The 12,936-nt window shown below is 68.4% G+C and carries 10 protein-coding genes; 1 reads left to right on the plus strand and 9 read right to left on the minus strand.

Features of this window, described 5'->3' with window-relative positions; all coding sequences use genetic code 11:
- Positions 1–7 precede the first annotated feature (7 nt).
- The 9 genes from rodA to ACFT7S_RS21515 form a co-directional block, all read right to left on the minus strand.
- Positions 8–1,198, minus strand: a complete 1,191-nt coding sequence (gene rodA / locus ACFT7S_RS21475) for a rod shape-determining protein RodA (RefSeq protein WP_382734239.1) — start codon at positions 1,196–1,198, stop codon at positions 8–10.
- Complete coding sequence (gene mrdA, locus ACFT7S_RS21480) at positions 1,198–3,369, minus strand: penicillin-binding protein 2 (protein WP_382734242.1); 2,172 nt, start codon at positions 3,367–3,369, stop codon at positions 1,198–1,200. The genes rodA and mrdA overlap by 1 nt, the downstream gene beginning before the upstream one ends.
- A gap of 102 nt (positions 3,370–3,471) precedes the next feature.
- Positions 3,472–4,134, minus strand: a complete 663-nt coding sequence (mreD, locus tag ACFT7S_RS21485) for a rod shape-determining protein MreD (RefSeq protein ID WP_382734245.1) — start codon at positions 4,132–4,134, stop codon at positions 3,472–3,474.
- A gap of 11 nt (positions 4,135–4,145) precedes the next feature.
- Positions 4,146–5,231 carry a rod shape-determining protein MreC gene (gene mreC / locus ACFT7S_RS21490; RefSeq protein ID WP_382734248.1) on the minus strand — a complete coding sequence of 362 codons (1,086 nt, stop codon included), beginning with the start codon at positions 5,229–5,231 and terminating at the stop codon, positions 4,146–4,148.
- A gap of 124 nt (positions 5,232–5,355) precedes the next feature.
- Complete coding sequence (locus ACFT7S_RS21495) at positions 5,356–6,375, minus strand: rod shape-determining protein (protein WP_382734251.1); 1,020 nt, start codon at positions 6,373–6,375, stop codon at positions 5,356–5,358.
- A 291-nt stretch (positions 6,376–6,666) separates the two neighbouring features.
- Positions 6,667–7,080, minus strand: a complete 414-nt coding sequence (ndk, locus tag ACFT7S_RS21500; RefSeq protein WP_266930635.1) for a nucleoside-diphosphate kinase — start codon at positions 7,078–7,080, stop codon at positions 6,667–6,669.
- A gap of 112 nt (positions 7,081–7,192) precedes the next feature.
- Complete coding sequence (locus ACFT7S_RS21505) at positions 7,193–7,549, minus strand: DUF4233 domain-containing protein (protein ID WP_382734254.1); 357 nt, start codon at positions 7,547–7,549, stop codon at positions 7,193–7,195.
- Positions 7,550–7,552: 3 nt separating this feature from the next.
- A complete protein-coding gene (locus ACFT7S_RS21510; protein ID WP_382734256.1) occupies positions 7,553–9,055 on the minus strand; it encodes a bifunctional folylpolyglutamate synthase/dihydrofolate synthase in 1,503 nt (500 codons plus the stop codon).
- A 127-nt stretch (positions 9,056–9,182) separates the two neighbouring features.
- On the minus strand, positions 9,183–11,804 hold the full coding sequence (locus ACFT7S_RS21515) for a valine--tRNA ligase (RefSeq protein ID WP_382734259.1): 2,622 nt from the start codon (positions 11,802–11,804) through the stop codon (positions 9,183–9,185).
- A gap of 137 nt (positions 11,805–11,941) precedes the next feature.
- On the opposite strand from ACFT7S_RS21515, the gene ACFT7S_RS21520 reads away from it, so the two are divergent.
- Positions 11,942–12,936, plus strand: a 995-nt coding sequence (locus ACFT7S_RS21520) for a hypothetical protein (RefSeq protein WP_382734261.1), incomplete at its 3' end; no start/stop codon positions are given.

Here is a 12,936-nt window from a genome sequence, read left to right on the forward strand (position 1 = left end):
CCGTGGATCAGGCGGATATCGGCCGCTGGACCCGGATCGACTGGAGCAGTCCGACCGCCACCCAGACGGCGAACATCGATGATCCTCCGTACGAGACGAACGGCAGCGGGAGTCCGGCGACCGGCATGATGCCGAGCGTCATTCCGATGTTCTCGAAGGACTGGAAGGCGAACCAGGCGATGATCCCGGCGGCGACGATCGTGCCGTACAGCTCGGTCGTCTCGCGGGCGATCCGGCAGGCGCGCCACAGGACGACGCCGAGCAGGGCGATGATCAGTCCGGCGCCGAGGAAGCCCAGTTCCTCGCCCGCGACGGTGAAGACGAAGTCGGTCTGCTGCTCGGGGACGAACTGGCCGGTGGTCTGCGAGCCCTTGAAGAGGCCGGTCCCTGCGAGGCCGCCGGAGCCGATCGCGATGCGGGCCTGGTTGGTGTTGTAGCCGACGCCCGCCGGGTCCAGTGCCGGGTTGGCGAAGGCCGCGAACCGGGCGATCTGGTAGTCGTCGAGAAGCCCGAGCTGCCAGATCGAGACGGCACCGGCGGTGCCCGCGCCGAGCAGTCCGAAGACCCAGCGGTTGGACGCGCCGGAGGCGAGGAGCACGCCGAGGATGATGACGGCCATGACCATGACGGAGCCGAGGTCGGGCATCAGCATGACGACCGCTATCGGGATGAGCGCGAGCCCGAGCGATTTTGCGACGGTCCGGTGGTCGGGGTGCAGCTGGTCGCCCGCGTCGACGCGGGCGGCGAGCAGCATCGCCATGCCGAGAATGATCGTGATCTTGGTGAATTCGGAGGGCTGCAGGGAGAAGCCGCCGCCGATGATGATCCAGGCGTGGGCGCCGTTCACGGTGGCGCCGAGCGGGGTGAGGACCGCCAGGACCAGGAGCACCGAGAGGCCGTACAGGACCGGGACGGCGCCGCGCAGGGTGCGGTGGCCGAGCCAGATCGTGCCGATCATCAGGGTGACGCCGATGCCGGTGTTGAGGGCGTGCCGGAAGAGGAAGTAGTACGGGTCGCCGTGAGTGAGCGAGTCACGGTTGCGGGTCGCCGACCAGACCAGCAGCGCGCCGATGAGGGACAGCGCGATCGCCGAGCCGAGCAGCGGCCAGTCGAGCCGTCGTACGAGGGACTCGCGGGCGGTGAGCCTGGCCCAGGAGGACCGCTCGGGGGCGTACCGGGAGACGGAGAAGCCGGCCATCAGTCCCGCCTTCCCGGGGCTCCGGCGAGTGCCGCCTGTACCTCTTCGACGGGCTTCTGCGAGTTGGGGTCGTAGGGCTTGATCTTCGGCGCGTCGATGGAACCGTCGGGCTGGATCTTGGGCAGGGCCTTCTGCGGCTTGGGCAGGAGGGCCTTCTTCGGGTCCTGCTTGCCCGCGGCGTCGAGGCCGTAGAGCGCGTTGTAGATGTTGCGCACGGCGGGGCCGGAGGCGCCGGAGCCCGTACCGCCCTGGGAGATCGTCATGACGATCGAGTAGTCCTTGGTGTACGTGGCGAACCAGGAGGTCGTCTGCTTGCCGTAGACCTCGGCCGTTCCCGTCTTGGCGTGCATCGGGATCTTGTCCTGGGGCCAGCCGCCGAATCGCCAGGCGGCGCTGCCCCGGGTCGCGACACCCGCGAGGGCTTCGTCTATTTCGTCGCGCGTGTCTCCCTTGAAGGGGAGCTTGCCGTGCGACTTCGGCTCGATCTCCTGGACGGTCTTGCCGTCGCCGCTGACGATGGCCTTGCCGACGCTCGGGTCGTAGAGCGTGCCGCCGTTGGAGATGGCCGCGTAGATCGTCGCCATCTGGATCGGGGTGACGAGGGTGTCGCCCTGGCCGATCGAGTAGTTGACGGAGTCACCGGCGCGCATCTTGTCGCCTTCGAGGCAGTTCTCGTACGCGATCTTCTCGACGTACGTGCCGTCCTTCTTGCCCTGCCTGCACCAGCCGTCCTTGTTCGCCCGGAAGAAGCTCTCCTTCCACTGGCGGTCGGGGACGCGGCCCGTGACCTCGTTGGGGAGGTCGATTCCGGTCTCCTTGCCGAGGCCGAACTGATGGGCGGTCTTGTAGAACCAGTCGTTGGCCTTCTTCTTCGGCTGGGTGCCGCCGTCCCGCTGCCATTCCTTGTGCGCGAGACCGTAGTAGACGGTGTCGCAGGAGACTTCGAGGGCGCGGCCGAGGCTGATGCTGCCGTGGCCCTGGGACTCGAAGTTCTTGAAGACCTGCCCGCCGATGGAGTACGAGCTGGGGCAGGGGTAGTTGCCGTCGAAGGGGTATCCGGCGTTGACCGCGGCGGTCGAGGAGATGACCTTGAAGATGGATCCGGGGGCTGCCTGCCCCTGGATGGCCCGGTTCAGCAGCGGGAAGTTGGAGTTCTTCCCGGTGAGCTTCGCGTAGTCCTTGCCGGAGATGCCGCCGACCCAGGCGTTGGGGTCGTAGGTGGGCAGGGAGGCCATCGAGACGATGCGGCCGGTCTTGGACTCCATGACGACGACGGCGCCGGAGTCGGCCTTGTAGAGCTCGTTGGTGTTGCGGTCCATCTCCTTGCGGGCCGTCTCCATGGCGTTGTTCAGCTCGTACTCGGCGACGGCCTGGACCCGGGCGTCGATCGAGGTGACGACGCTCGCGCCGGGCTCCGCCTTGTCGTTCTCGGCCTGCCCGATGACGCGGCCGAGGTTGTCGACCTCGTAGCGGGTGACGCCGGCCTTGCCACGCAGTTCCTTGTCGTACGTGCGCTCCAGGCCGGAGCGGCCGACCTGGTCGGCGCGGAGGTACGGGGAGTCGGTGTCCTGGGCCTTGGTGATCTCTTCGTCGGTGACCGGCGAGAGGTAGCCGAGGACCTGGGCGGTGTTGGCCTTGCCGGGTGCGGCGTAGCGGCGTACGGCGGTGGGTTCGGCGGTGATGCCGGGGAAGTCCTCGGCGCGCTCACGGATCTGGAGGGCCTGCTGCGTGGTGGCCTCGTCCGTCACCGGGATGGGCTGGTAGGGCGAGCCGTTCCAGCAGGGCTGCGGTGTCTTGGAGTCGCAGAGGCGGACCTTGTCGAGGACGTCCTTGGGCTTCATGTCCAGGACTTCGGCCAGCCGGGTGAGGACGCCTTTGCCGTCGTCCTTCATCTTCATCAGCTCGGTGCGGCTGGCGGAGACGACGAGACGGGTCTCGTTGTCGGCGAGGGGTACGCCGCGCGCGTCGAGGATGGCGCCGCGGACGGCGGGCTGGACGACCTGCTGTACGTGGTTGTTCTTCGCCTCGTCGGTGTACTCCTGTCCGTTGCGGATCTGGAGGTACCACAGGCGGCCGCCGAGTGTCAGCAGCAAGGAGAAGACGAGGACCTGAATGACGATGAGGCGGATCTGGACCCGCTGGGTCCGTCCCGTCTCGGGAATGTTGCTCACGCGGCGCCCCCGGTGGTGGTCCGGCCGGGGGTTCGGGGGTTGCCCCCCGGGAAGCGCAGACTCACGCGGCACCCCCGCTGGTGATCAGGTACTGGTCCGGCCTCACAGTCGTTTGACCCCCTTGATCCTTCCGGCGCGTGCGGCGCGGTTACGTGCGGCCTTGACGCGCAGTCCGCCGCGCTGGCTGCCGATGCGAAGTCCTGTGCCCGAGGAGAGCCAGCCAGCGGCGACGTCGCCGCCGCTCGAACTCTCGGCGAGCGAGTTGTTCTCGGTACGTCTGGCGATCGCCATGATGAGCGGCACGGTGAACGGCGCGAGGAGCAGGTCGTAGACCGCGGCGGTGAACAGCAGACTGCCCAGGCCCACATGGCGGGCGGCCGTGTCGCCGACGAGGGCACCGACACCCGCGTACAGCAGGGTCGATCCGATGGCCGCGGCGACGACGGCGGCCATCGGGACGAACGCCGACTTGAGCTGCCCGTTGTCCGGCCTGGCCAGGCCCACGAGGTAGCCGATGACGCAGAGCACCAGGGCGTAGCGCCCGGCGGCGTGGTCGGCCGGGGGTGCCAGGTCGGCGAGGAGGCCCGCGCCGAAGCCGATGAGGGCTCCGCTGACGTGGCCGTAGACGAGGGCGAGTGCGACCACGACGAGCAGCAGCAGGTCGGGGACGGCGCCGGGGAGCTGGAGCCGGGCGAGCACGGAGACCTGGACGACGAGGGCGACCACGACCAGGGCGGCGGAGAGCAGAGTCCGGTTGAGGCGCATGGGGATCAGCTCTACTCCTGGTCGTTTGCGGTGTTGCCGGCGGGATCGGCCGGGTCGGCGTCGCCTGCCGGATCGGCGGCGTCGGCGTTGCCCTGCGGATCGGCGGCGTCGTTCTCCGCGGGTTTCCCGGTCTCGTTGACGTTCCCGACGACCTTTCCGGCGCCGTCGACGAGGTCGCCGTTCGGCTGGAGGGTGACCGTGACCGTCGGAGTGGGCTTCGGCTTCTCGGGCTTCTTGGGCTGCTTGGGCAGGACCATGTCGCGGGGGTCCTCGCGCGGCGCCTGGACGACGATTCCGACGATGTCGAGCTTGGTGAAGCCGACGTACGGCTTCACGTAGACCGTCCGGGTCAGGGCGCCGCCCGACGGGTCGACGCGGACCACTTCGCCGACGGGGACTCCGGGGACGAACGGCTTGTCCTTGCTGGAGCCGAAGGTGACGAGCCGGTCGCCGTTCTTCACCTTGGCCTTGCCGTTGAGGAACTGGACCGAGAGCGGCCTCGAACCCTGGCCGGTGGCGAAGCCGAGCTCGTCGGTCTTCTCCATCCGGGTGCCGACGGTGAAGTCGGGGTCGTTGGCCAGCAGGACGGTCGCGGTGTTCGGTCCGACGGTGGTGACCCGTCCGACCAGACCCTCACCGTTGAGGACGGTCATGTCGCGCTTGAGCCCGTCGTTGGCGCCCGCGTCGATGGTGATCGTCCAGGAGAAGCCCTGGGCCGCTCCTATGGCGATGACCTCGGCGGCCTTGATGCCGTACTGCCCGGCGCCCGCGTTCTTCATCATCGCGTCGAGCTGGCGGACCCGGCTGCGGTTGCGGTCGTCGCTGCCGAGCTTCGCCTTCAGTGCCGCGTTCTCGTGTTCGAGGGCCGCGATCCGGTCGTGCCGGTTACCGGAGTCCCGTACGGCTCCTATGGCGTTGCCCACCGGTTCCACTGCTGCCGCGACGCCGTTCTCGACCGGTCCGAAGACCGTTGCGGCGCCCTGCCGGGCGCCGTCGACCGGCGACTCCTCGCCGCCACGGATGTCCACCGTGATCAAAGCGAACGCGGTGACGATCAGCAGCACCAGGAGCAGCCGGCTCTCTCGTGTGTCCCTCACGTGCGGCGGCCGTGCCTTCCTCGTCGGAATGTTCGTGCCTGTATATCAACGACGTGCTGTACGGGGCGGCAGCGTCCGCCCGGCCCCCACACCCGTCGGGCGTGGGGGCCGACCGAGGGATCGGTCACCGGCGCGGCTGGGCGTCCAGCACCTGCTGGAGCGCCTCGAACTCCTCGACACACTTGCCGGAACCGAGCGCCACGGAGTCCAGCGGGTCCTCGGCGATGTGGATCGGCATGCCGGTCTCACGGCGGAGCCGCTCGTCGAGACCGCGCAGCAGCGCGCCGCCGCCGGTGAGGACGATGCCCCGGTCCATGATGTCGCCCGAGAGCTCCGGCGGGCACTTGTCGAGAGTCGTCTTCACCGCGTCGACGATCGCGTTGACCGGCTCCTCGATGGCCTTGCGGACCTCGGCGGCCGAGACGACAACGGTCTTGGGGAGCCCGGATACGAGGTCGCGGCCCCGGATCTCGGTGTGCTCGTCCTTGTCCATGTCGTACGCGGAACCGATCGTGATCTTGATCTGTTCGGCGGTCCGCTCACCGAGGAGGAGCGAGTACTCCTTCTTGATGTGCTGGATGATCGCGTTGTCCAGCTCGTCACCGGCGACCCGGATCGACTGGGCAGTGACGATTCCGCCGAGCGAGATCACCGCGACCTCGGTGGTGCCGCCACCGATGTCGACGACCATGTTCCCGGTGGCCTCGTGGACCGGTAGTCCGGAGCCGATGGCCGCCGCCATGGGCTCCTCGATGATGTGCACCTGACGCGCGCCGGCCTGCGTCGATGCCTCGATGACGGCGCGTCGCTCGACCCCTGTGATGCCGGAGGGCACACAGACGACAACGCGCGGGCGGGCCAGATAGCGGCGCTTGTGGATCTTGAGGATGAAGTAGCGGAGCATGCGCTCCGTGATCTCGAAGTCGGCGATCACGCCGTCCTTCAGTGGCCGCACGGCAACGATGTTGCCCGGTGTGCGGCCGATCATCTTCTTGGCCTCGGAACCGACCGCGAGAATGCCGCCCGTGTTGGTGTTGATGGCCACGACGGACGGCTCGTTCAGAACGATGCCGCGCCCCCTGACGTACACCAGCGTGTTGGCAGTCCCGAGGTCGATAGCCATGTCACGGCCGATGAACGACATTGAGTTCCCCTTGTTCCCCATGAGGATGCGTCGGGCCTTCCCAATTGAAGCGAATGGCTTGTTTTTGGTAGGCGAGGTTGGCGCTGTGGGCGTGGAAGCTTCCATCGTAGTGCCGTGAGCACGGACACAGCGCGACAGTCCTTCGCCAATGCGGGTGGAACGGGTGGCCGCTCCACTCATGGTGACGATACGTCGGAAGGATGCGTTCCCGCGATCGCTGACCCTATGCCGAAGGGCGACCGAATTACTTCGGTCGCCCCAGGTCATGAGCGCTGATTGGCTGATCCGAGGTCAGGAAAGTCCGGGAAAGAACAGCTTCAGTTCTCGCTCTGCGGACTCCTCGGAGTCCGAGGCGTGGATGAGGTTCTCACGGGTGATCGTGCCGAAGTCGCCACGGATCGAGCCGGGCGCGGCGGCGATCGGGTCGGTCGGACCGGCGAGGGCGCGGACGCCCTCGATGACCCGCTCGCCTTCGGCCACCAGAGCGACGACCGGGCCGGATGCCATGAACTCGACGAGCGGCTCGTAGAACGGACGGCCCTTGTGCTCGCCGTAGTGCTGCTCCAGCGTCTCCTGGTCGAGCGTGCGCAGCTCCAGCGCGGTGATCTGCCAGCCGGCCTTGCGCTCGATGCGGCCGACGATCTCGCCGATCAGCCCACGCCGGACGGCGTCGGGCTTGAGAAGGACGAGGGTGCGCTGAGTCATGTACGGCTCCTTGCAGGCATACGGGTGCGGTGAAGCGAGATTACAGGGGTACGTGGACGGACCGACGGCCGGGTTTACGTGCCGCCGGTGACACCCGACGGCACGGTGAACATCAGCTCGCTGCCGGTGTCTGCGCGGACTCCTGCGCCGCCCATCTGGCCTTCGCCTCGTCGATCTTGCGCCCGTAGTGCAGGGAGGCCCACCACAGGCCGCCGAAGGCCAGACCGAGGACGAACATCATCGGGACGACGAAGCCGCTCAGCACCAGCGCGACCTGGAGCGCCCATCCCAGCTGTACGCCGCCGGGGCGGGTGATGAGGCCGCAGAGGAGCACCGACAGCAGCATGCCGATGCCGCAGACCGTCCACACCGTGGCCGTCGACAGACCGTCCGACTTCATGGCCACCAGACCGGCGAAGCCGATGACGAAGAACTCGCCGATCAGCGTCGACGCGCAGAGCATACGCACAGGTCAGCCCCTTCCCAGAAGCAGCCGGGCCTCGCCGACCGTGATCACGGAGCCCGTCACGAGGACGCCCGCTCCCGCGTACTCGTCCTCTTCCTCCGCCAGGGTGATCGCCGCCTCCAGCGCATCGTCGAGACGCGGCTCGACCTGCACACGGTCGTTGCCGAAGACCTCGACCGCGATCGCGGCCAGCTCGTCCGCGTCCATCGCCCGCCCGCTGGAGTTCTGTGTGATGACGACCTCGGCGAAGATCGGCTCGAAGGCTTCGAGAAGCCCCCGCACGTCCTTGTCGCCGCTCGTGCCGACCACGCCGATGAGCCGGGAGAAACTGAACGCCTCCGACAGCCCGTCCGCGGTGGCTCGCGCGCCCGCCGGGTTGTGGGCCGCGTCCAGGACGACGGTCGGACTGCTGCGTACGACTTCGAGACGGCCCGGCGAGACGACCGAGGCGAACGCCTTGCGGACCGCCTCGATGTCCAGCGAGCCGCTCTGCTCGGCACCGATGCCGAAGAACGCCTCGACCGCGGAGAGCGCGACCGCCGCGTTGTGCGCCTGGTGGGCGCCGTACAGCGGGAGGAAGATCCCGTCGTACTCCCCACCGAGCCCGCGCAGAGTCAGGAACTGGCCGCCGACCGCGATCTCCCGGGAGACGATGCCGAACTCCATGCCCTCGCGGGCGACGGTGGCGTCCACCTCGACGGCCTTCTTCAGCATCACCTGAGCGGCGTCCACGGGCTGCTGCGCCAGGATGACCGTCGCACCCTGCTTGATGACGCCGGCCTTCTCCCCCGCGATCTCCGCGGGCGTGTTGCCGAGGCGGTCCGTATGGTCCAGCGAGATGGGGGTGACGACCGCGACCGTGGCGTCGATGACGTTGGTCGCGTCCCAGGTGCCGCCCATGCCGACCTCGACGACCGCGACGTCGACCGGCGCGTCGGCGAAGGCCGCGTACGCCATGCCCGTCAGCACCTCGAAGAACGACAGCCGGATGTCCTGCTGGGCGTCGACCATCTCGATGTACGCCTTGATGTCCTCGTACGTCTCGACGAAGCGCTCGGCCTCGATCGGGACGCCGTCCAGGCTGATCCGCTCGGTGATCGACTGGACGTGCGGGGAGGTGTAGCGGCCGGTGCGCAGATCGAAGGCGTTCAGCAGGGCCTCGATCATGCGGGCCGTGCTGGTCTTGCCGTTGGTCCCGGTGATGTGGATGGAGGGGTACGCGCGCTGCGGCTCACCGAGCACGTCCATCAGTGCCGCGATGCGCGTCACCGAGGGTTCGAGCTTGGTCTCGCCCCAGCGGCCGGCGAGCTCCTGCTCCACGGCGCGCAGTGCCTTGTCGATCTCCGGGTCGGTGGGGCGGGCGGGCACCTCGGCACCCTGCGGCGGTCCCGAATGGGTGCGCAGTGTGCGGCTCCCGGCCTCGATCACCGCCAGGTCGGGGTCGCGCTGGGTCTCGGCGTCGACGATCTCGTCGAAGCTGTTGTCGCTGGGGTCGGGCTGCTCGGTCACGGGTCCAGTCTACGGAGGACCACCGACACGGCCTGCTACCCGCCCTCCCCCGCGCTTCCCGGCTCTCCCCCGCTGGACACGTAAGGCCCCGGACCGTGCGGTCCGGGGCCTTGCGCGGGGGCACTGATCAGGCTGCGGGCAGGCTGTCCAGCTGACCCTGAATCCGCGCGATGTCCGTCTCGGCCTTGGTCAGACGGCCACGGATCTTCTCGACGACGTGGTCAGGGGCCTTCGCCACGAACGCCTCGTTGCCGAGCTTGCCGTTGGCCTGCGCGACCTCCGAACGGGCCGCGTCGAGGTCCTTCGTCAGGCGCTTGCGCTCGGCCGCGACATCGATCGTGCCGGACAGGTCGAGCGCCACCGTGGCGCCCGCGACCGGAAGCGTCGCCGTGGCCTGGAAGCCCTCCTCGGCGGGCTGGAGACGCAGCAACTGGCGGATGGCCGCCTCGTGCGGGGCGAGCTCCGTGCCGGTCAGGGTGAGCTGCGCCGGAACCTTCTGGCCCGGCTGGAGCCCCTGGTCGGAGCGGAACCTGCGGACCTCGGTGACGACCTGCTGGACCAGCTCGATCTCCTTCTCCGCGGCGTCGTCGCGGAATCCCGAATCCGTGGGCCAGTCGGCGATGACGACCGACTCACGGCCGGTGAGCGCCGTCCACAGCGTCTCCGTGACGAACGGGACGACCGGGTGCAGCAGGCGCAGCATCACGTCGAGGACCTCGCCGAGGACCCGGCCCGAGATCTCGGCGGGCTTGCCGCCCGCGAAGAACGTGGTCTTGGACAGCTCGACGTACCAGTCGAAGACCTCGTCCCAGGCGAAGTGCCGGAGCGCCTCGCTGAGCTTGGAGAACTGGAAGTCGTCGTAGTACGCGTCGACTTCGGCAACCGTCTTGTTGAGCCGGGAGAGAATCCACCGGTCCGTCACCGACATCTCGTCGGCGGACGGGAGTTCGCCCTCGATCGTGGCGCCGTTCATCAGCGCGAAGCGCGTGGCGTTCCAGATCTTGTTGGCGAACTTCGCCGAACCCTGGACCCACTCCTCACCGATCGGGACGTCGACGCCCGGGTTGGCGCCGCGTGCCAGCGTGAAGCGCAGGGCGTCGGAGCCGTACTTGTCCATCCAGTCCAGCGGGTTGACCACGTTGCCGAAGGACTTCGACATCTTCTTGCCGTGCTCGTCGCGGACCATGCCGTGCAGGACGATGGTCTCGAACGGCGGGACGCCGTCGTTGACGTACAGGCCGAACATCATCATCCGGGCGACCCAGAAGAAGAGGATGTCGTAGCCGGTGACCAGGACGGAGTTCGGGTAGAACTTCGCGAGGCTGTCGGTCTGTTCGGGCCAGCCCAGCGTGGAGAACGGCCACAGGCCCGAGGAGAACCAGGTGTCCAGAACATCGCTGTCCTGCGTCCAGCCCTCGCCCGTGGGGACCTCGTCGTCCGGTCCGACGCAGACGACCTCGCCGTTCGGGCCGTACCAGACGGGGATGCGGTGACCCCACCAGAGCTGGCGCGAGATCGTCCAGTCGTGGAGGTTGTCGACCCAGTCGAAGTACCGCTTCTCCATCTCCTGCGGGTGGATCTTGACGCTGCCGTCGCGGACGGCGTCACCGGCCGCCTTGGCGAGCGGGGCGACCTTGACCCACCACTGGAGGGAGAGGCGCGGCTCGATCGTGGTCTTGCAGCGCGAGCAGTGGCCGACGGAGTGGACGTACGGGCGCTTCTCGGCGACGATCCGGCCCTCGGCGCGCAGCGCACCGACGATGGCGGAGCGGGCCTCCAGGCGGTCGAGGCCCTCGAAGGGGCCGGGGACCGTGATGACGGCGCGCTCGTCCATGACCGTGAGGAACGGCAGGTCGTGGCGCTTGCCGATCTCGAAGTCGTTCGGGTCGTGGGCCGGGGTCACCTTGACGGCGCCGGTGCCGAACTCCGGGTCGACGTGGTGGTCGGCGACGACCGGGATCGTACGGCCGGTGAGCGGCAGCCTGATCTGCTTGCCGACGAGGTGCTTGTAGCGCTCGTCGTCGGGGTGGACGGCGACGGCGGTGTCACCGAGCATCGTCTCGGCGCGCGTTGTGGCGACAACGATGGTCTCGTCGCCCTCGCCGTACGTCATGGAGACGAGCTCGCCGTCGTCCTCCTGGTACTCGACCTCGATGTCGGAGATCGCGGTGAGGCAGCGGGGGCACCAGTTGATGATGCGCTCGGCGCGGTAGATCAGCCCGTCGTCGAACATCCGCTTGAAGACGGTCTGGACGGCCTTGGAGAGGCCCTCGTCCATGGTGAAGCGCTCACGGGACCAGGCGACGCCCTCGCCGAGGCGGCGCATCTGACCGGAGATCTGGCCGCCGGACTCGTTCTTCCACTGCCAGACGCGCTCGACGAACGCCTCGCGGCCCAGGTCGTGTCGGGACTTGCCCTCCTTGCCGAGCTCGCGCTCGACGACGTTCTGGGTGGCGATACCGGCGTGGTCCATGCCCGGCTGGTAGAGCGCCTCGAAGCCCTGCATGCGCTTGCGGCGGACGAGGGCGTCGATCAGCGTGTGCTCGAAGGCGTGCCCCAGGTGGAGGCTTCCTGTGACGTTCGGCGGGGGGATGACGATGCTGTACGGGGGCTTGTCGCTGTGTTCGTCGGCTTCGAAATACCCGCGTTCTACCCAGCGCTCATACAGCTTCCCCTCTACCTCGGCCGGCGCGTACTGGGTCGGCAGTTCGGGGTTGCTGGCTGTCTGCTGCTGAGTGTTCTCGGTCACGAGGGACAGTTTAGGGCCGTCACAGGTCTGCATTGAAACCGGTTAGTTCAGTAACGGTGTGCCGCCCGATGCCCTACGTCAGGGCCGCGTCCGCGAGGATGTTCGCAACGCATAAGCATTCTGGAGGGGACAGCAGCATGAGCTACAACCAGCCGGGCCCGTACGGCGGGCAGCAGCCGCAGGGCCAGCCCGGACCGTACGGACAGCAGCCGGGCCCGTACGGCGGCCAGCCGCCGCAGGGTCCGCCGCAGGGCCAGCCCGGTTACGGGTACCCGCAGCAGGCCCCCCAGGGTGTTCCGCCGCAGCAGCAGCCCCCGCAGGGCTACGGCTACCCGCAGGGCCAGCAGCCGGGCCCGTACGGCCAGCAGCCGCCCACGCCCCCGTACGGCGGCCAGCCCGCCTACGGCGGCCAGATGCCGATGCCGCCGGCCGCGCCCAAGAAGAAGACCGGCCTGATCGTGACGGGCGCCGTCGTGGCGCTGGCTGTCATCGCCGGTGGCGTGTACTTCCTGACGTCGGGCGGCGCCAGCAACAGTGACGTCGCGGACTCCACCAAGGGCTACAAGCTGACGCCCGCGAAGTCCGTCGACGACTACAAGCAGGACACCACGTCAGAGATGCCCTCGGGCCCGATGACGGGCAAGGACAAAGCCGAGGCCGAGGCCATGGGGGTCAAGAACGCCAACCAGGCCGGCGCCCAGTACGTCAGTGGCACCAAGGAGAACCCGCTCACGCAGAAGATGCTCTACCTCACGGGCATGTGGGGCGAGGTCACCGACCCGGCGAAGGTCATCGACGGTTCCTTCAAGAACGCCGAGAAGGAGATGGGCAAGACGTCCGGCAGCGCGGACATCTCCCTCGTCGGCAGCCCCAAGAACGTCACGCCCGAGGGCTTCGAGGGCGCGCTGATGAAGTGCCAGAACCTGAAGACGATCAATGACAAGGCCGACGGCAGCGCGGCGAACGGCCCCAAGGAAATCATCATGCCGGTCTGTGTGTGGACCGACTACAGCACGGTCGGCGTGGTCGTGGGCTTCGACATCGGCGCGGCCATGACGAACAAGGCCATGCCGCAGGAAGAGGTCGCCGCCCTGGCCGCGAAGCTCTACAACACTTCCCGCACCAAGATCTC

The organism is Streptomyces sp. NPDC057136, assembly GCF_042670885.1.
In the GTDB taxonomy this organism is placed as follows: Bacteria; Actinomycetota; Actinomycetes; order Streptomycetales; family Streptomycetaceae; genus Streptomyces.